Below are 25,324 nucleotides of genomic sequence, written 5' to 3'. Positions count from 1 at the left end.
CACTGGCTCGCGGCGGTCCGCCGCGCGACGAAAGGGGCTGGCCGTTGTGGTCAGTCGTCGAAGCGGTCGCGGTGCGCGGTGCCCCACGAGGCCATCGCGGCCATGATCGGCTCGAGGGTCTTGCCGAACGCGGTGAGGCTGTACTCGGTCTTGGGCGGGACGACGGGGAACGCGGTGCGCTCGACGAGGCCCCAGCGCTCTAGCTCCTTGAGCTCGCGCGTGAGGATGCGATCGCTGATGGGCGGAACGGCGCGACGCAGATCGGAGAAGCGTTGACGACCGAGGCGCATGAGCGTCCAGACGATGCGCGCCTTCCACTTGCCGCCCATGATGCGCGAGGTCAGCGAGACGGGGCACTCGAGCGACGACGGCTTCACGAACGGATACTAACAAAAATTTCCGTACTTCCGCGAGCTGGCGCGGGACACCACCGTGAGGGCACGAACGCATGCCGCGTCGAAGGAGCCCACCATGCGAGCCCTCTGCGTCACCCCCGAGCGAACCCTCTCCGTGCGCGACGTCCCCGAGCCGAGCGACCCGCCCCCGGAGCACCTCGTCCTCCGCGTGGAGGCGTGCGCCATCAACCCCGGCGACAAGTTCTTCCTCAGCGCGCCACCGCTCCCGCTCCGCGCGGTGCCGCGCAGCAAGCACGACGTGTGGGGCGCGTCGGGCGCCGGCGTTGTCGTCGCCGTCGGCGCGGGCGTGCCGAGCGACTGGCTGGGTCGGCGCGTGGCGGTCTATCGATCGCTGTGGCCGAGCGAGCACACCGTCGGCACGTGGTCGACGCTGGCGCAGATGCCGATGCGGTGCTGCGCGCTCATCCCGGAGGGCCTCGACGCGCGCGACTACTGCGGCTCGCTGGTGAACGTGATGACCGCCTACGCATTCGCGAAGCAGGCGATCGCGGATGGCCACCACGGCGTGGTCGTGACCGCCGGCACGTCGGCCACCGGGATCGCCCTCGTCGGGGTGGCGCGCGCGCTCGGCGTGCCCGCGGTCGCCGTCGCGCGCGACGAGGCCGGCCGCAGGAAGCTGCGCGAGCTCGGCGCGGAGGAGAGCGTGGCGCAGAGCGACGCGGGCTTCGACGCGGCGGTCGCCGACGCCGTCGAGCGCCACCACGCGACGGCGATCTTCGACGGGGTGGGCGGCGCCCTGCTCACGCGCATGGTGCCGCAGCTCGCGCAAGGCTCCACGGTCTACAGCTACGGCTACCTCGGGGGTCACCACGTGCCAGTGCAGCTCCCGACGACCCTGCTCACGACAAAGAGGCTGACGCTGCGCGGCTTCGCCAACTTCGCCAGCCCGACGGTCCGCGACCCGCAGCAGCTAGACGCCGCGCTGGTTCACATCGGCGAGCTGCTCCGCTGGCCTCACTTCAAGACGCCGCTCGGGCGCACGTTCTCGTTCACCCAGATCGACGACGCAATGGCGACGCTCGGCAATGGCGAAGGCAAGCCGGTGCTCGTGCCGGGCTGAGCCAGGCGGCGACGACGAGGTGAATCGTTTGCCAGCGAGCCGGCCTCCGTCTCAATCGAGAGGTCGCCTTCCTTCGTTTCGCTTCGCTGCGGGACGGGAGCGCGCCAGCTCCTCAGCTCTCGGTGCGCCATCGCGCCACGAGGTCGGCTCGGGGCGAGGGACGTTGTCGTCCTGCGTGGCGCGCGCGGCCGGGCGCCAGGTAAATTTCGTCCAATACGCGGCGGGCGCGGGCTCCTACGATGGCGGACAACCCGGATCGCCCGGGGAAAGGCCACGATCCGGCACGAGCACGAAGGAGCGCGACGATGACGAAGAGCAAGATCCACCCCGTCCCGGACGGGCAGACGTGCTTCCCCTACCTGAGCGCGAGGAGCGCCGCGGAAGCCATCGAGTTCTACAAGCGTGCGTTCGGCGCGCGCGAGGACTCGCGTATCCCGATGCCCGACGGGCGGATCGGGCACGCCGAGCTGTCCATCGGTCGAGCTCGGTTCTTCCTGTCGGACGAGTATCCCGAGCTCGGCGCCGTCAGCCCCGAGACGCTGGGCGGCAGCAGCGCGGCGGTCATCGTCTACGTGGACGACGTGGATGCGCTCGCCGCACGGGCCGCGGCGGCAGGGGCGACGATCGAGCGCCCGCCCCAGGACAAGCCGTACGGAGACCGGGTGGTCTGGCTCCGCGATCCGTACGGCCATCGCTGGTCCTTCTCGAGCCGCATCGAGGACGTCTCTCCCGAAGAGCTGCAGAGGCGCCTCTCGGCCATGTAGCGACCAGGCACGAGCGCCCGGGAGCGGGCGCCCCGGTCACCGGTCCGGCAGGGCTACGATCCCGACATCGAGAAAAAGTAGGACGGCCCAGAGCGGGCGGGGAGGGCGAGCGCGAGGATTGCGCCGCTTCACGAGCGGGACCTTGCTAGGGTGTGCGGACCTCCATGCTCCCTGATGAACGCGCTCCTCTCCCGCTGCCGGCTCCCGCCCCGCTCACGCCTCCGGAGGGCTTCGCGGAGCGCCTCGCGGCGATCGGCGTCACCCTCGACGCCGCGGTGATCGCCAAGCTCGGCGATTACCTCGCGCGCCTGCTGGCGATGAACGAGCTCGTCAACCTCACCTCGATCACCGATCCGGTCGAGGCCTGGGAGAAGCACGTCCTCGATTCGCTCACGCTCGTGCCCCTGCTGGAGGAGCTGAGCGCGGGGGCGCGCCTCGCCGACATCGGCTCGGGCGGGGGCCTACCCGGCCTTCCGCTCGCCATCGCTCGGCCCGATCTGAAGGTGACGCTGGTGGAGGCGACGCAGAAGAAGGCTTCGTTCCTCGTCGCGGTGGCCGCGGCCCTCGGGCTCACCAACGTGTCGGTGCGCGCCGAGCGCGCCGAGCAGCTCGGCAAGGGCGATCTCTGCGGCACGTTCGACGCGGTGACGGCGCGCGCGGTGGGGCGCCTGGTCATGCTGATCCCCCTGACGGTGCCCTTCGTGCGGCCCAACGGGATCGTTCTGCTGGTGAAGGGCCAGCGCGCCGAGGAAGAGCTCGCCGAGGCGAGCTGGGTCCTCGGGCGACAGCGGGCCGCCCTCGTGAAGACCGTGGGGACGCCGACGGGGAAGATCGTGATGCTGCGGAAGTCGGGGGAGGAGCCGAAGCGCCATTTCGGGCGGTGATCCACGGCAGCGCGTCGCTTGCCGCGCACGATTGTGCCCACAGGCTCGGCGCTGTCAGCCTGTCTTTGTGCACCACCATGTACACGAAGGCCGCAACGCTGGCGTCGTCTTCTGGGTACTGGGCTTCATGAATCCTCTAGTCCGATACAGCCGAATCGCGATCTGAGCCGCGGACCACCCCAGGCCTGGCCGCTCCGGCATGGACGGCGGAGGACGGTGCGCTTCCAGTACGGCCAGTACGGCGGCCCACGGTTCGGGTGAGCCCGCTGGAACGTCAGTGGGCTCGCCGAGCGCGGTGATTCGCCGCGTGCCGGAGCGCGGCGATCGCGGACATCGGCCACTTCGCCCCGATGCGACCTCGTTGTTCGCCGGCCGCGCGCGCTCGGCGGCAGGCTCGGCGACGGAAGACGGAACGGCTCGCTTGCGGACGACGATGTACCAGGGTAGGATGCCCCTCCTCACGACCGTCCCTGGCCCTCTATAACGACGCTTTCCCTCTTCCCTCTCTACATGAGGGAGATTGCAGCTCGCTCGGACGACTGGACGACGCACCGTGTGACCGCGCGGGAGTTCCGCGCGGCACGTCTCCGTTCGATCCGTCACGGCTTCGTCGGATGGCAGGCCGAGAGCGCCGCAGGGCGCACCAGAAAGCCGTAAAAGAGCAGGATGGCATGGGAAATCGTCTCTACGTAGGAAATCTTTCGTTTGGCACCACCCGCGAGACCCTCGAGTCTGCGTTCGCCGCGGCTGGCGAGGTCCGTGAGATCGCGATGCCGACCGACCGCGAGACGGGACAGCCGCGCGGCTTCGCGTTCGTGACCATGGGCTCGGCCCAGGCCGCGAACAGCGCCATCTCGCAGCTGAACGGCGCCCTCCTCGATGGCCGCGCGCTCAAGGTCAACGAGGCGCAGGAGCGTCCGGCGCGCGGCTTCGGCGGCGGCGGCGGCGGCGGCGGGCGCGACCGGTACTGATGGCGGGCGCGGCGTGGCGGCGCTCGTGCGCCGCCACGCCTGCGCTTTCAGGACGCACCACGAGGTGCTGAAGAACGCGCCCGGAGGCGCCGAAAGGCCGGTTCCGCATGCAGAAGCAGGGAGCATTGAAGCGGCAAGAGGAACGCGAACGGCGAGGGAAGCAGCGCCAGAAAGACGCGAACCGCCTCGCGGGCCGCATGGAAAAGGGCTCCGGCGATAGCAGGACACCGGGAGAGGATCCGGACATCGCGCGGATCGCCCCGGGGCTTCAGCCAGCGGTCGTCGCGTGAAGCGCGCAGCGCCGAGCCAGGGCGCCGAGAGCGCCCCGTCAGAGCCAGCTGCCGACCAGGACGGCTCGGTGCTGACGACCGTACGGCAACAATTCATCGAGCAGAGCGCAAACGCGCTGGGCCAGGCGTGGGCCAGGCGCTGGCGTCAAGACCTCCATCGAGAAGGCCGCCCCGCCGCCGGCGGATGGCCCGGCACGATGCGTGAAGCACGAACTCAGGTGGAGATCACCCTTCCCGGGGAGATGCGCCATCGCAAGATGCCCGCCATCACCGGCGTGGAGCGCGAGCTCGCCGCCCGGACCGCCTACTCGAGCGCGCGGAACGAGTGGCGAAAGCACACCGACCCCGAGATCCCTTAGGGCGGCAAACGTGCTGAAAATTGTCTAATTCCAATAGGTTATACCAACCTCCCGGAGGAGCCGCTGGGCGGCCTCGGGATCCTGTTTCTTTCATCCTCGCTGATTAAATTCAGCGATATCTGGCGCGGGGAACGTGCTCTGTCGAGCGCCGGAGCGCGAAGGACGCTCGAGGGCGGGCTCCGCTCGTCTACGGTGCGTGGATGAGAATCTTGACCTGGTTGGGTCTGGGGCTCCTGTGCGCGGCGTGTGGTGACGACGGCGATCTGTTCGGCCCGGGAGGAGGCGGAGCCGGGGGGGCCGCCGCGGCGACCGCGGCCAGCAGCGGCGGTGCGGGAGGCGGCGGCGGCGATGCCGCCAGCACCGGCGGCGGCGGCACCGGGGCCGGGGGCGACGCGACCGGTGGAGGGTCGGGCGTCGGCGTCGATCTCGCCGCGCCTGACGCCATCTTCCTCCACCCGGCGGGGGCGGGGAGCAACATGGTGTTTCACATCGCGATCGCCGGAGCCGACGACGGCGGCGCCTACGTGAGCGGCGAGGGGTTCGGCGAGATCACGCTGGGCGACCAGACGATCACCAAGCTGGGAGCGTTCCTCATCCGCCTCGATCCCGAGGGGGATCTCCTCTGGTCGGCGCCCATCGTCACGGCGCAGCAGTCCGCCGCGACGGCCGTGACCGTCGACGGAGCGGGCAATGTGCTCTTCGCGGGCGAGCTCTATGGCGAGGTCACGATCGGGGGCACGAAGCTGTCCGGCGCGACGGAAGATCCCGACGCCATGGTGGCCAAGCTCGACGCAGACGGCAACGTGATCTGGGCGAAGCGCTTCGCCTCGGCGGCCGCGGATCGCTGCTTTGCGATCGCGACCGACGCCACGGGCCATGTGTACGTGGGGGGCTATGTCGACGACGATATCGACTTTGGCGACGGCCCCCTGACGGTGGATGGCGAGTCCCCGTTCCTCGTGAAGCTCACACCGGACGGCGATGTCGCCTGGGCCAAGGTGTTCAACAACGCCGGCGGCGCCGGCAGCGCCGTGGCCGGCATCGCCGTCCACGAGGGCGGCGACGTGTCGATCACAGGCTACGCCGACGGGGCGCTGACCATCGACGGCACGGCGCTGTCGCTGCCCGCCGGCTCGACGATGATGGGCTTCATCGCCCGCTTCTCGAGCGCGGGGGAGAGCCGGTTCGCGCGGCGCTTCGGCGGGCCGGAGTTCGACATGGGCAACGAGATCGCCGTCGGTGAGGGCACGTTCCTCGCAGGCACGGTGAGCGGCGAGAGCGATGTGCTCGGGACGACGGTGGACGCGGACCTCGAGGGCGCGCCGTTCGTCGCGAAGCTCACGGAGAGCGGGACCGCCGAGTGGGTGATCACGCCGGAGCCGAGCGGCACGATGTACGGCCTCGCGCCCGACATGACGGGAGGCGTCTACGCGGCGGGTCGCTACGACGATCTCGTCACCTTCGACTACACCCCGTTCGCGCTGCACGCGAGCGCGCCCTCGGAGGTCACGGCGCTCCACCGTTACGCGTCGAGCGCCGGCTCCTCCGAAGGCATGGCGCTCACCTCCGGCGGCACGCTCTGGGTCGCCGGCACCTTCTACGGGTCCATCGACGTCGGCTCGGGTCCCGTCGCGTCGCCGAGCACGAGCGGATTCGTCCTCCGCATGCCGGCGCGCAAGTGAAAGAAGCCGGGTCGGCCGGTATCGGTCGCGGACAGCGGTGGAGGTCGCTAGCGACGCTTCAGAAGGCCGGGTAGCAGCTCTTGCCGTCGGTGGTGATCGGTTTGTCCTCGGGCTCGGCCTGCGTGAGGTCGATGGCGTGGAGATCCGTCACGTCGTCATGGCGCAGGCAGTAGACGAGGGACGTCGCGTCGGGAGCGATCGTCGCGCTCGTGATGTAGGTTCCGGGCTCGGCGAGCACGAGGGGGGATATCGTGGCTGTGGCCATGTCGTAGGCCAAGAGGGCGCTTGTCTCTACCGTCGTGTCGTTGGCCGGAATATCGACGGCCGCGGCGAAGACAAAGCCGCTGCCGTCGCCGACCCAGCTCGCCGTGGTAAGGGAGGGCCGCAGTTGGCCTGCGCCGTAGCCATAATCCACGAGCTTCTCAGGGGTGGTGCCGCCCGTGCTCGGATAGAGAAAGATTCCCTCATCCTCCGAATTCACGCACACGCTGTGAATGAGGAGGATTTCGCCGGTGGCCGGGTTGACCGAAGGTTCTATCACCGTGCAGCTCGTCACCGTGGGGAAGGAATCCGGCAAGCCACCTCCCGCGGGCACGCGCCACGGGAACGAGCCTCCTTGGAGGCTCGTCCCCTCGTACCACCAGTTGCCAAAGTCATAGAGAATGCCGGTGCCATCGGCCGTGAACATCGGTGCGTCCACCGAGATTTCGAAGTTCGTACGGCCCTCGCCGTTGTTGGGAAACACCGGCGTGAGGCGGCGGAAGTCGGTCCCGTCGGTGGCGAGGCTCCAGAGGCGGCGGGTCGCGAGGTGGGTGTCGTTGTCTTCCTTGGTGGGGCCGTAGAGCGAAGCGAGGACGATGCGGGTGCGGTCGGGCGAGAGGGTGTGGCCCCAGATCTCCCAACCTTCACTGCCGTCGCCGCGCAGATCGGTGACTACGCGCTCGGCGCCCGTCGCGAAGTCTCGCGCGATGAGATGATCGTGATCGGCCGTCTCTGCGCGCACATAGAGGAACGTGCCGGCGGGGAGGGCATCCGCGCCGGTGGACGAGCCACCGCCGCCGGAAGAGCCCGTGCCGCCCGATGTGCCAGCGCTGCCGGAGGAGCCGCTCGAACCAGCGCCCCCTCCGCCGGAGGGGCCCGTACCGCCGGAGGTGCCGGCGCTGCCGGACGTGTCCGATGTGCTGGTGGACGACGCGCTCTCGGGGGTGCAGGCCAACGTCGATCCCGCGGCGATCGCAACGAGACCGAAGACTAGCCAACTGTTCTTCGTCGGAATCATACGAACAGCCTAACGAAGTCTGCTCGCGCGCATCCGTCTTTCAATCCGGCCGGAGCAGGGCGCGGGAGAGGGCGCCCCGGCGGTCACCGGTCCGGCAGGGCCACGATCCCGACATAGGTGGGCTCGGGGACCTCGGTGACGCGGCCGGTCGGCTCGAGGGCGCCCGTCGCGTCGTCCACGTGAAACGCGACGATGTTGTTCGAGTCCTGGTTCGCGACGAGCATCAGCTTGCCTGTCGGCGAGATCTGGAAATGGCGAGGCGTCATGCCCTGCGTCGACGCATGGCCGGCGGGCGTGAGCGTGCCACGCTCGGGATCGACCGCGAAGATGGCGATGCTGTCGTGGCCGCGGTTCGACCCGTACACGAACTTGCCCGACGGGGACACCTGGACCTCGGCGCAGGCGTTATCCTCCGCGCTCACGCCGTCCGGCAAGGTCGAGACGGTCGCCAGCGCGGAGAACGTCCCGCGCGACGGCTCGTAGCTCAGGGTGGTGATCGAGCCGGCAGACTCGTTGATCACGTACGCGAACCGGCCACTCGGGTGAAACTCGAGGTGCCGAGGCGTCGTGCGCGCGGGGAGCTCGAGGGCGGGCGGGTCGTTCGGCTCCATGTGGCCCGTGTCCGCGTCGAAGGTGAGCTGCGTTATCGTGTCGAGCCCGAGGTTTGTGACGAACGCGAACCGGTTCGCCGGGTCGGTCACGGCGTGGTGCGATCTCGCCCGGCGCCCGAAGGACACGTCGCTGACCGCCTGGCCGAGCGCGCCGTCCGGGCCGACGGGGAGCACCGCCGCCGTCCCGCCGCCGTAGTTGGCGGCGAGGACGAAGCGCCCGGCGCGATCCGTGGACAGGTGGGCAGGGCCCGCGCCCTTCGAGGACGCCCTGTTGATGAACGCGAGCGTCCCGCCCTGCGGATCGATCCGGAACGCGCTGACGGCCCCCGACAGCTCCCCGTCCACCTCGTTCAGCTCGTTCACCGCGAAGAGGTGCTCGTGCGCGGGGTCGACGGCGAGGAAGGTCGGGTTCATCTCGGCGTCGAGCGGGCCCTGCACGGCCGAGAGCGCGCCGTCGGCGCCGTCCAGGCGGAAGACGAAGAGGCCCTGATGACCACCGACATAGACCATGAACGCGCGTTCGTCCTGCGCGCCGCCGCCCGCTCCGCTGCCGCCCGCTCCACCGCCGCCGGTCACGCCGCCGCCGGCCGCGCCGCCGCCGCCGGTGCTGCTGCCGCTCGCGCCGCCGCCCTGGATCGCGTCGTCACCGCCGCCGGCAGTCACGCCCGTCGTGGCGCCATCGTTCGCGGCTCCAGCGCCGGAGCTGCCGCATCCGAGCCACATTCCTGCCGCCAGAAAGAGGAGCGCGCGCTGCATCGGCCTGTTTTCTCCTGCCTGCTGCGTTAGCCCTGGCCAGGGCCGCGGCGCAAGCGCCTCGGCGCGATCCTCTTCGCGGCGCGGGGCGACAGGTCCGCGGCGGACGCGCCGCCCCGCGGCGATGGCCGGGGAGGAGAGTCCGCGACGCCTCGCGGCGCCTCAGGCTCGCCCGCGCAGCGCCCCGGCGGCGGCGCCGAGGAGCGCGCCGGCGGCGATGGGCAGGCCGTGGGCGAAGCTGACGTGGACGAGCTCGTCGAGCGAGCAGTGCGCGTGGATGCCGATCGCAGCCGCGAGCCCGCACAGGGCCCCCATCGCGGCGCCCCGCCACGCCGGGGCCGAGAGGAACGAGCGGCGCAGCAAGAGCGCCGCCAGCGCGAGCGGCACGAGCGCCATGCTGAGCGCGACCGCGCTGCACTCGAGGTGCACCTCCAGGGGCGCCGGCGGGTCCGCCGCGCGCGTCGTCACGACCGCCGCGGCCAGGAACCCGAGCGGCACCGCGGCGACGAGCGCCTGGAGCGCCCGCACACCGGCCGGCAGGCCCCGGGCGCGCGGCACGAACACGACAAGCAGGCCGAGGCCGGAGAGCGCCGCCCAGAGGACGAGCGGGAGGGCGACCCGGGGCGACCCCAGGTCGTCGCGGAACCCCTCGACCCACGTCCGGAGCAGGATCCACGCGAGCCCCGCCAGGATCGCGCCGACGACGCGGCGCTCGCGCGCCGGGCGCGTCGGCGACGGCTCGGTCGGCGCCTCGACCACCGCGGGCGGTGGGCGGGCGGCGAGGTGGGCCGCGGGATCGGGGATGTCCTTAAGGCCTTTCAGCAAGTCGCGCTCATTCGCCATCGGCACCTCCCCGGACGCCGCCCTGCCCCTTGCTCCGGCGGCCGCCCCGCTCCGGCTTTGCGGCAGCGGGCTGTTCGTCGTCCCTGTCCACGCGTTGTTCCGGGCCTCGTTCCGCCTCGGGCCGCCGCTTGAGATCGTCGAGCGCCGCCCGCAGCGCCTCGTAGGCGCGGAACGCGCGGAGCTTCACCGCGCTCGTGGTCGTCCCCAGGATCGCCGCGGCGTCCTGCACGCTCAGCCCCTCGTACCGGAGGAGGATGAACGCCTCGCGCTGCGACGCCGGGATGCACGCCAGCGCGCGCTCCACCGCCCGCGCCGTCTCGGAGGCGATCGCGACCGCCTCGGCGTCCGCGCCGCGCGCGTCCGGCGGCTCCGCGCCCGGATCGCTCGGGAGGCGCTCGGTGCTGCGGTGCTTCTGGGCGCGCGCGTGATCCAGGTACGCGTTGCGCGCGATGGCGTAGGCCCAGGGCGCGACGGCGCCGCCGCGGGCGAAGCTCGATCGGGCGCGGTGCATCCGCAGGAACGTCTCCTGCGTCAGGTCGCCCGCGAGCGTCTCCGAGCCGCACATGCGGGTGAGGTACGCGAGGAGGCGCGCCGCGAGCGCGCGGTGAAGCTCCGGAAACGCGCGCGCGTCGCCGCACGCGTACCGGTCCATCGCTTCGTTCAGGGCGAGCTCGTCCATGGCGGTCCTGACGGCATACACCGTCTGCGCGCCGGCGATCATCGCGGCGCCGCCGATGGCCCGAGGAGCGCCCCGCGCTCGGCCAGATCGCTCAGGAGGGCCGCGGTGCTCTCCAGCACGGGCCCGTCGACCGGGCGCCCCAGCGCGGCGCAGCCCTCGACCACGGCCGCCCCGAGCGCGGCGCCCGCGAGGAGGCGGCCCAGGATCTCCGCCGCGAGCGGCGTGAGCTCGAGGAAGCGCACGTCGTGCGCGGCGTCACGGTACACGAGCAGGCGCGTGGGCTCGCGCGCCGGCACGTCGCGCGCCGCCTCGTCGCCATGCAGCCTGTGGACCGCGTGCTCGTAGCGCACGAGCGCCGCGGCCCGCTGGAAGCGCGCCCCCCGGTCGAGCGATAGCTCCTCGTGGGGCGGCGCCGCATCACCCGGCGTCCCCGGCGCCCCGGCCTCGTCGTCGTCCTGCTCGGCGCACGCCGCCGCGAAGGCGGCCAGCTCGTGGCGCGCGAGGTCGCCGAGGTACGCGGGGACCTCCGGATCCCCGGCCCAGCGCGGCGCAGCGAAGCCCACGAACTCGAAGGCGACGTCGCGGAGGTAGCGCGACCGGGGCAGCTCCGCCTCGATGAAGCGCGCCACGTCCGCCTCGAACCGCGCGCCGAGCCGCGCCGCGGTCCGCGGGATCCCGGCGCGGATGGCGCCCGTCAGCCCGCGGCGGATGAGGCTCCGGTAGAGCAGCAGCCGCTTCGGCGGGAGCGCCGCCATCGCCTCGAGGTCCGGCCCCTCGAGCCCGGCGCGGGCGAGCCACGCGCGGGGCTCGCCCGCGAGCACCTCGCCGTCCGGCGCGCTCACGCTCCGCTGGAGCGCCCGCTCCAGCGCCACGAGCTCCGGCGGCGGCTCGTTCGGCGCCTTGCGCGGCTCAGCCGTCTCCCGCGGCTCAGGCACCCCGCGCGCCTCGCTGTCGCGCGCGCTCACGCCCGCGCCTCCCGCGCGGCGAGCCCCCGCTGGTACGCCGCGTCGACCTCGGCGAGCTCCGCGAGCAGCGCGCCGAGCGGCGGCACGTCGTTGTCGCGCTCGAGCACGACCGGCACCGGACCGGTCCGCGCGACCGCGCGGGCGAGCAGGTCGAGCACCGGGGCGATGACCGGCGCGCCGTGGGTGTCGACGAGGACCTCCGCGTCGTCGCGCCACTCGTGCCCCGCGACGTGCATCGCGACCACGCGCTCGGGTGGGATCTTCTCGAGGAAGGCGACCGGGTCGAAGCCGTGGTTCCGGGCGTTGACGTGGACGTTGTTCACGTCGAGCAGGAGCCCGCAGCCGGCGCGCTCGAGCACCTCGACGAGGAAGTCGGCCTCGTCGAGCGAGGCGCGGCCCGGGACCAGGTAGTAGGTGATGTTCTCGATCGCCATCGGGCGCCCCAGCCGGTCCTCCGCCTCGCGGATGCGGGCCGCGGCGTGGGCGGCGGCCGCGGGCGTGTGCGGGAGCGGCAGGAGGTCGTGCACGAACCTGCCGTCGACCCCGGAGAAGCAGAGGTGATCGCTGTGGAAGGGGGGATCGAGCCGCTCGAGGAACCCGCCGAGCGCGCGCAGGTAGCCGGCGTCGAGCGGATCGATCCCGCCGACCGACAGGGAGAGCCCGTGCGTCAGGATCGGGCGGTGCTCCCGGACGCGCTCGATCGCGGCGGGGAAATAGCCGCCGCGGCGCATGTAGTTCTCCGGGGAGAGCTCGAAGAAGGGGACGGGCAGCGCCGCGTCGCGCGCGTCGCGATCGGGCGCGTCGAGCGCCGCGAGCACCTCGTCGAGGAACTCCCATCGGAGCCCGAGGCCGACGCCGGTGAGCGCGCTGCCGGTCATGGGGGTGCGGGGAGGGCGCGGCAGGCCGCGATCAGCCGCAGGTGCCCTGGCCGCAGCCCGCGTGGCCGGGCTTCTTGGCGGCGGCGCCCGTCTTCTTGGCGGCGGGCTTGACCGGGGCGGCGGTGGGCGGCACGGGCGGGGCGGCCGTGGCCGCCGGGGTGGCGGTGGGCGCGACCTGCGGCGAGGTCGGGGCGGGCTGCGCGTCGGGCGCCGGCGCGGGATCGGCCGGGGAGGCGGGGACGTTCGCGCCCGCGGCGGCATCGCCGGAGGTGGTCTCGGCCGGCGCGGGATCGGCCGGCGCGGGGGCGGTCTGCTCGGCGGGAACCTCGCTTGCGTTGACCGGCGCCTGCGCGCCGGCGCAGCCGCTCATCACCATGGCGCCAGCGCTCAGCGCGGCGAGGGTCTCGTAAATGCTCTTCTTCGACAGCATCGTGTGGCTCCTCTGGTTCTCGTCTCGACGGGCCTACGCCCGCCGTTGTCGTCTCGACGGGCCTGCGCCCGCCGTTGTCGTCTCGAAGGGCCTGCGCCCACCGGGGGGCGAGGCGTGATCCGGCTCCCCGGCGGCATCCGGATCGCCGTGGCATCCCAGAGCCGCTGCGGCGCCGCAACGGCCTACTTTCGCGCGGCGCTCACCGCGCGCCGCCGTCTGCGGCCGGCGCCGGCGCCGTGGCCGCTGCGCCGGCGGTCGCGGTGAGATCGAGCGACACCATCGCCTCCTTGGCGACCTTGGGCGACAGCACCTCGAGCGTCTTCTGGGCGAGCTTTCCGAACGCCTCGCGCGGGCGGACGTCGTGCTCGGCGAGCCCCACCGGGAACGGCTTCGCCGTCTTCACGGTGACGCTGGCGGGCCTGTCGCCCTCGTACCTGAACGTCGCGATGAGCTCCACCGTCCTCGGGGACTGCCGCTGGTGCAGAAGGAGGTCGCCCGACGCCGTGACCGTCACCGTCCGCTCCGCGCCGGACAGCTTCGAGAGGTCCTTCTCGCCGGAGGTCGAGATCGACCGGATCGCGAACTGGGCCTTCTCGTTCTTCGCCCGGATGTCGTCGGGCGTGTCCTTCGAGATCTCGAGCCAGGTGCGCGCGTGTTCGTTCTGCAGATCGCTCTTCTTCTCCTCGCCGGGCTTGCCGTCGTCGCCCACGGCGGTCTGGAAGAGCTCGATCGTGGCGAGGTCGACCGTGATGAGGCCCGTCGTCTTCGTGATGTCGGCGGGGTCGACCTGCAAAGTCCCCCCGGCCGCGCCCGTGATGCGCCCGCGGATCTTCTCCCGCGGCGCGTCCATCACGAGCTCGACCTTGCTGCTCGCGCGGTCGATCGCGAAACCCGCCGCGGCGGGCGCCTTCGCCTCCGGCGCCTTGAGCTCGGTCGCGGCGGGCGCGAGGCTCGGCTGCTCCCCCTGGCACGCGGCCGCGCCTTGGCTGGCGGCCGCGAGCGCGAGGAGGAGCAAGGTCCTTGTCCGGATCGTCTTCACGCTCGCCTCCTGGCTCTCTCGGGTTGCTGCGCGCCGGCGCACGACGGCGCGCGGCGGCCTCCACTTGACCAGGAAGGCCGGCGCACGGGAAGGGAGATCGGGGTCGTCGTCGCCGCTCGCTCGCCCGCTCGACGCGTCGCCTGGCCCAGGCGACGCCGCGGCTTAAGGGATCGACAGAGCGCTCGCCGAGGCGCTGCTCGCCCTGCGGGCCGCCTCGAGAGCAGCGGTCGTGCGCACGGCGCTGCGTGCGGCTCCACATCAGGTTCCATGTTCGGTTCCACGTCCGAGATACGTGCGAGCCGCGCCGTGGTTTCGGTGGCGGCCGGCTGTGCGCGGCGCAGCCGGCTGTGCGCGGCGCAGGGCGACGTCCTCCGGGCCTGCGCTGCACAGCCGCATGTGGCCTGCTGTGTGCACGAGGCGGTCGTCGAAGACGGAACGAGCCAACCGGAGACAACTGCAATGAGCACGCGACGACTCGCGGCGGCTGCCATGACCGCCGCCGGAATGATGGCGCTGGCTGGTGCGGCGGAGGCGCAGGGCGCGGCGGGGCGGGATCAGCCCCTCCGACCGACAGGCAACATCCCTCCGGCGGATCAACCGCTCATCCGGCGCATCCCGGAGCCCACCGTCGCGGTCGAGGGCGGGTTCGGCGTGCTGGGCTACGTGGGCGGCGCCGCGGGCATCGGGCCGAGCTGGAACGTGCGGGTGACCGGGAGTATGTCGCCGCGCGTGGCCGTCGAGGCCAACTACACCGGCTCGGTGAACCAGCGAACGATCGAGGGGAAGTCGCTGCTGATGACCTCGCTCGACGCGGGCCTGCGTTACAACATCCTGCGCGCGGACGAGGCGATCGTGCAGCCGTTCGTGGTCGGGGGCGTGGGCTACATCGGCTGGGCGGGCCGCGGCGGCGACGCGTTCGCGGTGTCGGTGCCGCTCACCGCGGGCGTGGAGCGGCTCGTCACGCGCAACGTCAAGGTGGGCGCTCGGTTCAACTTCCGCCCCGCGTTCTTCGACGACCTGACCATCGGCGGCGTGACGAACCGGACGGGCGGCGACAGCTGGTCGCTGCTCGCGCACGGCGGCGGCGCGTTTTGACCTGGGCCATCGGGTTTTGGCCTGGGCCATCGGGCTCTTGACCGGGGCCGCGCTCGCGGAACCAGGCGAGCGCGCGCCGGGACCATGTCGTCCCCTGGAGTGGAGTACGCTGCCGGCCGCCTGGGCGGCGACCCGCCTTCGGGGTCCCGCGGCCGGGCTTCATCCACGGAGAACGACGGTATGAACACGCGCAGCGACTCGCCCCGTCGGGGCCCGAGCCTCTCTCTCACGGGGCTCGTCTTCACGGGGCTCGCGCTCGTCTCGAGCGCGGCTTGCTCCAGCCAGCAGCCGCCGACCCAGGGGACGTCGACGACGGCGGCGGGCGACCGGCGCGACAACGACTGTTCGACTGGGCCGCTCCTCGAGTGCCCCGAGGGGCAGCTCGACGGCTGCGCCAACGGGACCACCACGGAGCACCGATGTGTCGCGGCGGGGCGGGGGAGGTGCCTCGATATCCGAGCTGCGCTCGTGAAGTGCCTGGACGGCGAGATCCTGACGCACGACGGCTGCCCCGAGCCGGCCTACATGAAGCGGTGTGCACCCAGCTCCGCGCAGCTGCCTTGAGCGGCAGCTCTCGATCGGGCGTCCGTTTCCTGCGACCCTTCGGCATGGGCGCTCCTTACTACTCGTCCGAGGCCGCCCATTGATAAAGTTCAGTGGCTCATCGGGCGCCACGAGCTGCACCAGGTGGTGCAAGCCCGGTCGCGACCCGCTTGCAGGTGATGCAAGCCCGGTCGCGACCCGCTTGCAGGTGGTGCAAGCCCGGTCGCGACCCGCTTGCAGGTGGTGCAAGCCCGGTCGCGACCCGCTTGCAGGTGGTGCAAGCCCGGTCGCGACCCGCTTGTTGCACCTACAGGCCTACCGGCGACCTGCTTTCCGCTGCTGCATCGTCGCCGACACGATCGGTCCCCCCGCGTACGACCCGGCGCCGCCCTCGCTGCCCCAGCTGTCGACCTCGTCGGGCGGAGTGTCCTCGAGCTCGCCAGACGGCGTGACCGGCCCGCGGACGCCCGGGACATCCGCCTGCGGCGGAGGCCGCTTCTCATGGCTGACCTCGTTCCCGGAGCGCGGCGCGCCCGGCGGATCGTGCGTCTTTTCGACTCCCATGTTCCCTCCTTCCCGAGGACTCCTGGGACCGGCGCGCTCGATCGTCCACTCCTCCCCTGCGGCGGCTGCCCTGTCTGCCCGCCGCCCCAGGCTCAGTCGTCGTCCAGGACCGGGATCGTGAACCTGAAGGTCGTCCCCACCCCCACGCGGCTCTCCACGTGGATCGTCCCCCCGTGTGCCGCCACGAGCTCCCGGGCGATGGCCAGCCCGAGCCCGGTGCCTTTGTAGCCGTTCCGCTGGCCGCGCCAGAACCGCTCGAAGAGGTGGGGCAGCTCGTCCTCCGGGATCCCCGGCCCGGTGTCGGCCACCGAGAGGACGACGTGCTCCTCCCGGCGCTCGCACCGCACCGTGATCGCCCCCTGGGCGCCCGTCACCTGGAGCGCGTTGCTCAGGAGGTTCGTGAGCACCTGGAGCACCCGATCGCGATCGCACGCGACGAGCGGGACGTCATCGGCCGACACGAGCCCCAGCTGGACCCCCTTCTCGTGGGCCTGCGACTCGAACGTCTCCACCGCCTCCCTGCCGATCTCCCGCGGATCCTGCGGCTGCGGGCGCAGCGCCAGCCGGCCCGCGCGCAGGCTCGCGAAGTCGAGCAGGTCCTGGAGCAGCCGATCCATCCGGTGCGCAGAGCGCTGGATCGCCTGGATCGCCTTCGTGTCGCCCTTCTCCTCCCGCGCCGCTGCGCGCTTCGTCATCACGGCGGCCGCCGTGAGGATCGCGCTCAGGGGGTTCCTGAGGTCGTGGGACACCGTGGCGAGCACGTTGTCCCGGAGCTCGATCGCGCGCTGCGCCGTCTCGTACAGGCGAGCGTTGTCCGCGGCGAGCGCCGCCCGCTGCGCCAGATCGTGCGCGACCGCGAGGTCCACCTCGTCGTAGACCCGATCGGACCCCGTGGTCGCCAGCGTGATGCAGCCGAACGTGCGGCCGCGCGCGACCATCGGGACCACCATGGCCGACGAGATCCCGAGCGCCTGGACGAACCGCCGGAAGGCGCCGTGCTCGTCGAGCGAGGCGAGCGCCGGGTGCGACAGGTCGCGGACGAGCTCCGGCCGCTCGCTGCAGAGCGCCCGCTCCAGGAGCGCGGTCAGCGCCGGCGGGGGATCCAGCTCGCGGAGCAGCGCCTGCGCCCTCTGGAGATCCTCCGGGCGCGCGTGCGTCGCCGTTCCCCCCCGCGCCTCCTCCAGGTCCGGGAGCGTCTGGATGACGCACCAGTCCGCGAACTCGGGGACCGTGAGGTGGCCTATCCGATCGAGCGTGCCCTGAAAATCGAGGCAATCGTTGAGGGCGGCGCTCGCGGTGGCCAGGAAGCGCTCCCCCCGCTCCGCGCGCGTCCGCTCGGTGATGTCGAAGAAGGTCGCGACGGCCGCCTCGACGCGCCCGCCCGAATCCAGGACCGGCGCCGAGCGCACGAGGATCCGCCCCCGCGTATCGTCGCTGCGGAGGATGTCGATCTCCTCGTCGATCACGGTCTCGCCGGTCATGATCGTCCGCGCGAGAGGCCAATCCCTGGCCTCGTACGGCTTGCCCGACTGCGTATCGAAGCCCAGGCCGACGGCGTAGTCGTCGAGGCCCCCGACCCTGATGCGCGGCAGCCGGAAGATCGCCGAGGCCTGGGAGTTCGCGATGAGGATGCGCCCCGTCGGCGGCTCGGCGATGACGAGCCCCGCCGGCAGCTGCTCGACCACGGCCGCGAGCAGCGCGCGGGCGTCGTCCGCCTGGCGCCGCGACGCGCGCTCCTTCGCGACGAGCTGCGCCTGCACGATGATCCCGGTCGCCCGGCAGGTCATCGTGCGCAGCATCAGCGTGTCGTCCTCGGAGAACTCCTTAGCGCTGCGGGAGCCGAGGACGGCGACGCCGATGGGGCGCCCCTCGTGGATCAGCGGCACGCCGTAGACGGCGCGCATCCCCCGCGCCCGGATCTCCCGGGCGGTCATGGGCAGGAGCCCGACCGCGGCGTCGAGCGACGTGGGCCCGCGCAGCGCGAGCACGGCGCGGGCGAACTCCCGCGTCGCCTCCAGCGAGGGCCCGAGAAGCGGCCCGCCGTCGAGGCCGGCGGTCGCGTGGACCTCCAGGGCGTCCCCGTCTCCGAGCAGGACGAGCGCCACGTCCACGGCCGCCGCCACCTCCTGCGTGGCGCGGAGGAGCGCCCTCAGGAAGGTGTCCAGATCGCTGCTGCCCAGGGCGGCCGTCGAGATGGCGTCGAGCACCTGGAGCAGGCGCACGCGCGCCGTCTGGTAGCGCGACACGGCGTCCGCGATCGCCTCGTCGATGGTCGCGTTCAGCTGGATCAGCTCGCGCCCCCCGCTCCCGCCGCCGTCCCGCTCCCAGAGCTCCAGGATCACGGCGCGGAGCGCCGCGTACTCCATCACGACGTCGGCGAGGTCGTACCCGTGAGCGAGCCGGCTCAGCGCGTGCAGCCCGGGGACCCCCCGGAGCCTCCGGTCGACTGTGGCCCTCGCGTCCGCGCTGCGCGTGCCTTCAGCGATGTAAGCGAGGACGTCCGGGAGCTGGTCGGTCGGCATCGGCGCCGGCGACCGCCGCGCCGGGCTGAGCGCCTGGACTCGATGTTTCCAGGCCTCCAGGATCGCGTCGTGCTGGCGCTGCACGAAGTCGGAGAGCCGCTTTGAGGTCGGTCTACCGAGCGAATCCATCAGGGATCCCCACGATAGCGCGAAACGTCGGGCACGTGTTCCCCTCGCGTCGAGTCGAATCGACGAAACAGGATGGAGCCCGGACGGAGCTCGCGCTCCGCGGGCTCACGCGCCCACGTCGGCCAAGGTCAGCTTCGGATGCCTGGCGCCTCATGGCCGCTCTGGGCGACATACTCCTGGTATCCCCCGCCGTAGACGCGCGGCCCGTCGGGCAGCAGCTCGAGGACGCGGTTGGACAGCGCGGCGAGGAAGCGGCGATCGTGCGAGACGAACAGCATGGTGCCCTCGAAGGAGGCGAGCGCGTCCACGAGCATCTCCTTTGTCGCCATGTCGAGGTGGTTCGTCGGCTCGTCGAGCACGAGGAAGTTCGGCGGATCGTAGAGCATGATCGCGAGCACGAGGCGGGCCTTCTCGCCGCCGGACAGGACCCGGCAGGGCTTGTCGATGTCGTCGCCGGAGAAGCCGAACGCGCCGGCGAGCGTGCGGAGCGACCCAATCGAGGCCTGGGGGAAGCTCGCGACGATGGACTCCCAGACCGAGCGGGTCGGATCGAGGAGCTCCATCGCGTGCTGCGCGAAATACCCCAGCTTGACGCTCGCGCCGACGCTCACTTCGCCCGCGTCCGGGGCGGCGGCCCCCGCGATGAGCTTGAGGAGCGTGGATTTGCCGGCGCCGTTCACGCCCATCACGCACCAGCGCTCCCGACGGCGGATCAGGAGGTCGAACCCGTCGTAGATGGGGCGATCTCCGAACGACTTCTTCACGCCGGCGAGCCGCGCCACGTCGTCGCCCGAGCGCGGCGCGGGCTTGAACTCGAAGCGGATCGTCCTCCTGCGCTTCGGCGGCTCGACCTTGTCGATCTTCTCGAGCTTCTTCACGCGCGACTGGACCTGCGCCGCCTTGGCGGCCTGGGCCTTGAAGCGCTCGATGAAGCGCATCTCCTTCGCGAGCATCGCCTGCTGGCGCTCGTACTGCGCCTCGGCCTGCTGCTCGTTGATGGCGCGCTGCTGCTCGTAGAACTCGTAGTTGCCGGAGTAGCTGGTGAGCTCGCCGCCGTCGATCTCGATGATCTTTGTGACGATGCGGTTCATGAACTCTCGGTCGTGCGAGGTCATGACGAGCGCGCCGGCATACTGCTTCAGGTACCCTTCGAGCCAGATGATCGACTCGATGTCGAGGTGGTTGGTCGGCTCGTCGAGCAGGAGCGCGTCGGGCCTCATGAGGAGGATGCGGGCGAGCGCGACGCGCATCTTCCACCCGCCCGAGAGGGCGCCCACGTCGCCGTCCATCACGGCCTGGCTGAAGCCGAGCCCCGCGAGGATCTCGCGCGCCTTGGCGTCGAGCGCGTAGCCGCCGAGCTCTTCGTAGCGGGCCTGGGCCTGCCCGAAGCGCTCGATCAGGCTCTCCATTTCATCCATGCGCTCGGGGTCGGCGAGCGCGGCCTCGAGCTCGCGGAGCTCCGCGGCGACGACGGAGACCGGGCCGGCGCCGTCCATGGTCTCGGCGACCGCGCTCCTGCCCGTCATCTCGCCGACATCCTGGCTGAAGTAGCCGATGGTGACGCCGCGGTCGATCGCGACCTGGCCGCCGTCGGGCGCCTCCTCCTTGGTGATCATCCGGAAGATCGTCGTCTTGCCCGAGCCGTTCGGCCCCACCAGGCCGACCTTCTCGCCGCGGTTCACCGCCGCGGAGGCCTCGAGGAAGAGGATCTGCTTGCCGTGCTGCTTGCTGATGGAATCGAGACGGATCACGAGGGCGCTGCCGCAGGAGGCGGCTCCTTTCCGCGCCCCCTATACCAGACGGCCCGTCGCGCGCTGTGGCATTTCTTCCGTCGCAGGCGGCCTTGAACACGGCGCGCGCCGTGACCCGCGGTCAATCGATGCATTGCTCGCCCTCGGGCGCATTGCACAGGAGCCCTTTTTTTTCTCTCCTGCTATGGGCGCGTTTTCTATCCCCTTTTTCACGCTCATCCGCGCTTGATGTCGCGGGGCCGAGAGGGCAGAAGGGCCGGCATGAGCAAGGTCCAGATCCTCTCTTATGCCGGCTGCAGCACCTGCAAGCGAGCGCTGAAGTGGCTCGGCGAGCGCGGCATCGACGTCGCCGTGCGCCCCATCGTCGACGAGCCGCCGACGGCCGCGGAGCTCGCCCGGTGGGTCCCCGCGAGCGGGCTCCCGGTGCGCCGGTGGCTCAACACGAGCGGACAGAGCTACCGCGCGCTCGGCAAGGCGCGGGTGGACGCCGCGAGCGACGACGAGGTCGCTCGGTGGCTCACCGAGGACGGGAAGCTCGTGAAGCGGCCCGTGCTGGTGAAGGGGAGCCGGGTGCTTGTGGGCTTTCGCGAGGACGACTACGCCGCGCTGTTCGGCTGAGCTCGTTGCGCTGTTCGGCCGAGTCCGCCGCGTTGTTTGGCTGAGTCTGCCGCGTTGTTTGGCTGAGTCCGCCGCGCTGTTTGGCTGAGTCTGCCGCGTTGTTTGGCTGAGTCTGCCGCGCTGCTTGGCTGAGCTCGTCGCGTTCGGACGAGCGACCTCGGCCGTGGCGCCGCGGCCCGAAGCGTCTAGGGGCGCGGCGCCTCAGGGGGCCGAGGTGAAGCGGCCTTTCCGGACCTGGCTCAGCTCGAACGAGCTCTCCGGGTCCAGGTTGTTGTCCGTCGTGCCGTTGCGCGTGCGGCGGATCACGAGGTCCACGTCGCAGCTCTCGGGCTCCTGCGAGCTGGTCGCCTCCAGCTCGCCCGCGTCGATGGTGTACGTCCCCGGGTCGCCCCCCACATCGAACGTTTTGGAGAAGATGCAGTCGCCCTTCACGTCGATCACCATGTCGTCCCCGGAGGCGCTGGGCAACCACGCGACCGTGAGGTCCTCGCCGCGCGGGACCGGCTCCCGGGGCAGCGCCTCGAGGTCGAACGGGTCGGGGAGCGTCCCCACGTTGTTCGTCGCGTCGTCGTCGTCGTCGTCGTCTCGGTCCAGCAGCACCTTGATCTCGGTGCCTCCCGCGCCGACGTTGACGCCGGCCTCGTAGACCCCGGCGCTCTCGGCGGCCATCTCGACCTCGTCGCCGTCCACGGTCGCCGAGATCCGATCTCCCGCGCTGAGGATGATGTACGTATTGCTCTCGTCGCCGCCGGCCTTGAGGGTGGCCCGCAGGGTCGTCGACGACGCGCTCTCGGCGATCGCCTCCAGGGTCGCCGAGATCCCTCCTGTCTTGATCTGCTGCGAGTCGAGCGTCTCCGTGCAGCCTGCGAGCAGACCGGAGGCTGCGACCGCGAACATGGCCATCGTGGTCTTCGTGATCATGAGTTGCCCTTTCCTCACCGCCTCACCCGCTCGGGCGCGTCGGTCTGTAGTTTTGCATGAATACTACACTCGACCGCGCCTCGACGACGAGGCGCAAGGTTTCGACGATGCGTGGCGAGCTCGTCGTGGATTTCCCTTGAACGCCACCCCGCAACGTGGCTGTGAGGCGCCGCGCCTGCGCCGCGCTACCGTGCGCGCGCGAAAGCGGTGAACCGCGCGGGCTCGCTCACCACTGGCTGCGCAGCACGACGCCGCCGCCGGTCGGCCCCGCGAGCAGCGACCAGCTCACCGCGCCGGCTTTCGGGTGGGGCGCGGCGCCGGCGTGCGCGCCGGTGGCCGCGCTGGCCTGCGAGCTGGACGGGGAGGGCTCCGTCAAGAGGAGCACCAGCGCCGTGCCGGCCAGCGCCGCCCCGGCGCCGAAGCCGATCGTGCTCACAAGCCCCAGGTCCTTCGCGCGCTTTCCAGCGGCCTCTCCTTCGGGCGTCCTGCACACCGACCTGCCGGAGCCGACGTCGTCACAATCCTCGTCCGCGCGGCGGCTCTCGTTGAGCGCCATGGCCCCCGTCACCCCCCCGGCGATCAGCCCGCCCAGGGCGAGCCCGCCCGTCACGTAGGTCAGCACGCGTCGGCCGCTGGTCCCCGTTGGCGCCGGCGTCCGCGACGCGCCCTCGTCCTGGTGCGAGGGGGGCAAGGCGCCTTGCCGAGGCGGCTGATCCGTCGGTGTCGCGGGCGCCGCCTCGGGGAGCTTCACCTCGAGCTCGATCGTCTTCTGCTCGGACTTCTCGATCGTGAACCGCACCTCGTGCGTGGGCCCGCCTGGCGCCCTCGTCGTCACGACGTGCTCCCCCGGGTTGACGGGGAGCGCGATCCCGAGCGAAGGCCCCTCCAGCGTGATGCCGTCGCGCTGCACAAGCGTCCCCGGGGGCGCGTCGCTCGGCAGCGACAGCGTGAGCTGCGGAACGAGCGGCACGAGCGCGTCGCGCTGCTCGAGCACGATCTTGTAGCGATCGTACTGCTTGATCTGCTCGGACTCCGACATGCGGGAGTAGAGCGCGAGGAAGTCGTTGTAGCGCGAGACAGCGGTCGCTGTGCGCCCCCACTTGGCCTCGCACTCGGAGAGCGTGAACAGGCGCCCCGGGCGAGGATCGAGCCGATAGCTCTCGGTGAGGGCAGGGCAGCCGCTCTCGAACTTGCCCGCCAGCATGTCCGCGAGGCCCCGGTTGAAGAGCGACTCGGCCACGGCCACGGCGTCAGGCTGCGCGTTCGCCGGAGCGGCGATAGCAAGGCACAGGTATCCGCTCAAGATGGAGCCGGGCCAGAAGGTTCGCATCGGAGGTAACATGAGATACCTCCTTTGGGACCGCCCGAGGCAAAAAATCAGCGGGTTGTGGGGCCGCGTTCAGTCTGCTCCGTAGAGCGACTCCCGGGGCTTCGGCGAGGGGGAGGGGGAGGCGGTCGGGGTCGGCGCGATCTTGCGCCAGGCGCCGGGCGGCGGCGCCGGGGTGCGCGGCGCCGGCGAGGCCTTCGCTGTCGCCAGCACTTCGGGAGCGATCGCCAGGCTGCTGTTCGCGGGCGGCGCGGCGGCGGGGCTCGCGGACGCCGCGAGGTCGGTCGGCCCGGGCGCGCCGGACGCCTCGGGGCGGGCTGCGCCAGGGGCGGCTTCGGGCGGCGTTGCGCCAGGGGCGGCATCGGGCGGCGTGGAGGGCGGCGCGACGGCCGCGGCCTGCGTCACCTGTGCATGCTCGGTGTGGCCGGGGGCAGGGGACCCGCCCCTGCTGAACGCGGCGAAGGCGATGGCGCTGCCACCGACCAGGGCGATGGCCGCGACAGCAAGCGCGGATCGGCTCCTCGGCGTCGCGGCGGTGCCGGAGCCGGAGCCGGTGCCGACCCGGGTCTCAACGCCCGTGCTGGACGACTGGGCGGCCACCGGCATCGACGACGCGGGCCCCTGGCTCGCGTGGCTCATCCGCGGGATCGGCGTCTCCAGTACGGCCAGGCGCGAGGACCTGACCGTCAAGGGGGCGATGTCGAAGACCTCGGCGAGCGCCTCCACCGTGGACAAAGCGCTCGGGAAGCGCGCCCCGGGCTCGCGCGCCGTCGCCTTCGCGAACCACGCGTCGAAGCCCGGGGGCAGCTTCACCCCCTCCTTCTCCGCGCGCACGGACGGGGGCTCCTGCGGGCCGTGCATCGCGATCACCGCGAACGCGAGCGAGTTGCTGTACTCGCGCATGTCGTTCAGCCAGTAGGCCTTGCCGACGAGGGCCGTGTACGCGATCATGCCGAGCGCGAAGAGGTCGACCGCCCGCGTGATCGCCTCGCCGCTGAACTGCTCGGGCGCCATGTAGAGCGGCGTCCCGAGGGCGGCGGTGTTCGCCCCTTCGACCGCGGTCTCGGCGACCAGCTTCGCGATGCCGAAGTCGAGCACCTTGATCCGGATCTCGTCGTCGTCGTCGCTCGCCGCGAGGAAGAGGTTCGCGGGCTTCAGATCGCGGTGGACCACGCCGGCCGCGTGCGTCTTGTCCAGGGCGTGCGCGGTCTGGCGCAGGTAGGCGATGGCGCTCTCCGGCGGCAGACGCCCGCCGCGGCGGATGCGCTTGCTGAGCTCCTCGCCCCGGAGCAGCTCCATCACAAGGAACGGCATGCCGGTGTCCAGGTCGATCCCGGCGTCGAACACCTCGACGATGTGCTCGGTCGCTATGCGTGCGGCGATGCGCGCCTCGAGCTTGAACCGCGCGTGGAACTCCGGGTTCTCGGCGAGGTGCGGGTGCATGACCTTGAGCGCCCGCCGGCGATCCGTCTCGACGTGGACGACCTCGTAGACCGCCCCCATCGCACCCGTCGCGATGCTGCGCACGACGCGGTACCTACCAGCGAACAGCATCCCCTCGTTGAAGTTCAGCGACATAGTCTCACCCGCGTCGAACGAGGTTACACCACTTGGTCGGACGACCGCACTCGTTAACTTGCAGACCTTACAAACTCGCGGGCAGTGAGACTCCCCACATCGAACTCCCAATGTAGGTGATGCTCGCCAGGTCTGCGCCGGGTGCGCTTCCTGCGCTGCTCGGCGTCACGCACGCCCACGCACGCCACGCGCGCCGCTCGCGCCGCGTCTTGACCGTCGTCGGCGAGAAAACCCCGTGATTCCAGGGGACAAAGGGCCCCGCAGCCGCGATGGGGCGCCCGTCCGTTCCGATCGTTTTTCACGACAGACACACCGCATCGCCGGAGGCATCACCAGAGGCATCGTCAGAGCACGAGCACCGCGAGCAGCCGGG

At 71.7% G+C, this 25,324-nt stretch carries 25 protein-coding genes; 10 read left to right on the top strand and 15 right to left on the bottom strand.

Annotated features, from left to right (window positions below):
• Positions 1-50 precede the first annotated feature (50 nt).
• Positions 51-377: a winged helix-turn-helix transcriptional regulator gene (locus WME90_RS31875; RefSeq protein ID WP_437275805.1), complete on the bottom strand. Its 327-nt coding sequence runs from the start codon at positions 375-377 to the stop codon at positions 51-53.
• 94 nt (positions 378-471) lie between these two features.
• On the opposite strand from WME90_RS31875, the gene WME90_RS31870 reads away from it, so the two are divergent.
• From WME90_RS31870 to WME90_RS31840, 7 genes are all read left to right on the top strand, one after another.
• A complete protein-coding gene (locus WME90_RS31870; protein WP_437275804.1) occupies positions 472-1,476 on the top strand; it encodes a quinone oxidoreductase family protein in 1,005 nt (334 codons plus the stop codon).
• Positions 1,477-1,781: 305 nt separating this feature from the next.
• Positions 1,782-2,240, top strand: coding sequence for a VOC family protein (locus WME90_RS31865; RefSeq protein WP_437275803.1), 459 nt, complete (start codon positions 1,782-1,784; stop codon positions 2,238-2,240).
• A gap of 164 nt (positions 2,241-2,404) precedes the next feature.
• On the top strand, positions 2,405-3,124 hold the full coding sequence (gene rsmG, locus WME90_RS31860) for a 16S rRNA (guanine(527)-N(7))-methyltransferase RsmG (RefSeq protein ID WP_437275802.1): 720 nt from the start codon (positions 2,405-2,407) through the stop codon (positions 3,122-3,124).
• Positions 3,125-3,795: 671 nt separating this feature from the next.
• Positions 3,796-4,095 carry an RNA recognition motif domain-containing protein gene (locus WME90_RS31855; RefSeq protein ID WP_437275801.1) on the top strand — a complete coding sequence of 100 codons (300 nt, stop codon included), beginning with the start codon at positions 3,796-3,798 and terminating at the stop codon, positions 4,093-4,095.
• A gap of 107 nt (positions 4,096-4,202) precedes the next feature.
• Positions 4,203-4,385, top strand: a complete 183-nt coding sequence (locus WME90_RS31850; protein WP_437275800.1) for a hypothetical protein — start codon at positions 4,203-4,205, stop codon at positions 4,383-4,385.
• A gap of 197 nt (positions 4,386-4,582) precedes the next feature.
• A complete protein-coding gene (locus WME90_RS31845) occupies positions 4,583-4,744 on the top strand; it encodes a hypothetical protein (RefSeq protein WP_437275799.1) in 162 nt (53 codons plus the stop codon).
• A 209-nt stretch (positions 4,745-4,953) separates the two neighbouring features.
• Complete coding sequence (locus tag WME90_RS31840) at positions 4,954-6,426, top strand: hypothetical protein (protein ID WP_437275798.1); 1,473 nt, start codon at positions 4,954-4,956, stop codon at positions 6,424-6,426.
• A 58-nt stretch (positions 6,427-6,484) separates the two neighbouring features.
• Here the strand turns inward: WME90_RS31840 and WME90_RS31835 are convergent, their stop codons facing one another.
• From WME90_RS31835 to WME90_RS31800, 8 genes are all read right to left on the bottom strand, one after another.
• Positions 6,485-7,705: a hypothetical protein gene (locus WME90_RS31835; protein ID WP_437275797.1), complete on the bottom strand. Its 1,221-nt coding sequence runs from the start codon at positions 7,703-7,705 to the stop codon at positions 6,485-6,487.
• An 83-nt stretch (positions 7,706-7,788) separates the two neighbouring features.
• Positions 7,789-9,072, bottom strand: a complete 1,284-nt coding sequence (locus tag WME90_RS31830) for a lactonase family protein (RefSeq protein ID WP_437275796.1) — start codon at positions 9,070-9,072, stop codon at positions 7,789-7,791.
• 159 nt (positions 9,073-9,231) lie between these two features.
• Positions 9,232-9,894, bottom strand: coding sequence for an NrsF family protein (locus WME90_RS31825; protein WP_437275795.1), 663 nt, complete (start codon positions 9,892-9,894; stop codon positions 9,232-9,234).
• Between the two features lie 7 nt (positions 9,895-9,901).
• Entirely contained in the window at positions 9,902-10,633 is a 732-nt protein-coding gene (locus WME90_RS31820) for an RNA polymerase sigma factor (RefSeq protein WP_437275794.1), read from the bottom strand.
• On the bottom strand, positions 10,630-11,556 hold the full coding sequence (locus tag WME90_RS31815; protein ID WP_437275793.1) for an HvfC/BufC N-terminal domain-containing protein: 927 nt from the start codon (positions 11,554-11,556) through the stop codon (positions 10,630-10,632). The genes WME90_RS31820 and WME90_RS31815 overlap by 4 nt, the downstream gene beginning before the upstream one ends.
• Positions 11,553-12,434, bottom strand: coding sequence for a DUF692 domain-containing protein (locus WME90_RS31810; RefSeq protein WP_437275792.1), 882 nt, complete (start codon positions 12,432-12,434; stop codon positions 11,553-11,555). Before WME90_RS31810 ends, WME90_RS31815 begins: the two co-directional genes overlap by 4 nt.
• 31 nt (positions 12,435-12,465) lie before the next feature.
• The gene (locus tag WME90_RS31805) at positions 12,466-12,864 is read right to left on the bottom strand and encodes a hypothetical protein (RefSeq protein ID WP_437275791.1); all 399 of its coding nucleotides are present in this window, start codon (positions 12,862-12,864) and stop codon (positions 12,466-12,468) included.
• Between the two features lie 199 nt (positions 12,865-13,063).
• Positions 13,064-13,903: a YceI family protein gene (locus WME90_RS31800; protein ID WP_437275790.1), complete on the bottom strand. Its 840-nt coding sequence runs from the start codon at positions 13,901-13,903 to the stop codon at positions 13,064-13,066.
• 459 nt (positions 13,904-14,362) lie between these two features.
• On the opposite strand from WME90_RS31800, the gene WME90_RS31795 reads away from it, so the two are divergent.
• Both WME90_RS31795 and WME90_RS31790 read left to right on the top strand, forming a co-directional pair.
• A complete protein-coding gene (locus WME90_RS31795; RefSeq protein ID WP_437275789.1) occupies positions 14,363-14,998 on the top strand; it encodes a hypothetical protein in 636 nt (211 codons plus the stop codon).
• Between the two features lie 180 nt (positions 14,999-15,178).
• A complete protein-coding gene (locus WME90_RS31790; protein WP_437275788.1) occupies positions 15,179-15,562 on the top strand; it encodes a hypothetical protein in 384 nt (127 codons plus the stop codon).
• Positions 15,563-15,856: 294 nt separating this feature from the next.
• On the opposite strand, the gene WME90_RS31785 is transcribed toward WME90_RS31790, so the two are convergent.
• From WME90_RS31785 to WME90_RS31775, 3 genes are all read right to left on the bottom strand, one after another.
• Complete coding sequence (locus tag WME90_RS31785) at positions 15,857-16,105, bottom strand: hypothetical protein (RefSeq protein ID WP_437275787.1); 249 nt, start codon at positions 16,103-16,105, stop codon at positions 15,857-15,859.
• Positions 16,106-16,197: 92 nt separating this feature from the next.
• Complete coding sequence (locus tag WME90_RS31780) at positions 16,198-18,756, bottom strand: ATP-binding protein (protein WP_437275786.1); 2,559 nt, start codon at positions 18,754-18,756, stop codon at positions 16,198-16,200.
• A gap of 128 nt (positions 18,757-18,884) precedes the next feature.
• Entirely contained in the window at positions 18,885-20,507 is a 1,623-nt protein-coding gene (locus WME90_RS31775; RefSeq protein WP_437275785.1) for an ABC-F family ATP-binding cassette domain-containing protein, read from the bottom strand.
• 261 nt (positions 20,508-20,768) lie between these two features.
• Here WME90_RS31775 and WME90_RS31770 point away from each other — a divergent pair, with 261 nt between their 5' ends.
• On the top strand, positions 20,769-21,125 hold the full coding sequence (locus tag WME90_RS31770; RefSeq protein WP_437275784.1) for an arsenate reductase family protein: 357 nt from the start codon (positions 20,769-20,771) through the stop codon (positions 21,123-21,125).
• Between the two features lie 201 nt (positions 21,126-21,326).
• Here WME90_RS31770 and WME90_RS31765 read toward each other — a convergent pair whose 3' ends face one another.
• From WME90_RS31765 to WME90_RS31755, 3 genes are all read right to left on the bottom strand, one after another.
• Complete coding sequence (locus WME90_RS31765) at positions 21,327-22,046, bottom strand: hypothetical protein (RefSeq protein WP_437275783.1); 720 nt, start codon at positions 22,044-22,046, stop codon at positions 21,327-21,329.
• A gap of 226 nt (positions 22,047-22,272) precedes the next feature.
• Positions 22,273-23,376, bottom strand: coding sequence for a hypothetical protein (locus WME90_RS31760; protein ID WP_437275782.1), 1,104 nt, complete (start codon positions 23,374-23,376; stop codon positions 22,273-22,275).
• A 69-nt stretch (positions 23,377-23,445) separates the two neighbouring features.
• Positions 23,446-24,951 carry a serine/threonine protein kinase gene (locus tag WME90_RS31755; RefSeq protein WP_437275781.1) on the bottom strand — a complete coding sequence of 502 codons (1,506 nt, stop codon included), beginning with the start codon at positions 24,949-24,951 and terminating at the stop codon, positions 23,446-23,448.
• Between the last annotated feature and the right edge of the window lie 373 nt (positions 24,952-25,324).

Origin of the sequence: Sorangium sp. So ce375 (assembly GCF_051473855.1) — a bacterium.
Taxonomy (GTDB): Bacteria; Myxococcota_A; Polyangia; order Polyangiales; family Polyangiaceae; genus Sorangium.
Note: the sequence above shows the minus strand (reverse complement) of the source record. Positions and strands in the feature narration are given on the sequence as shown.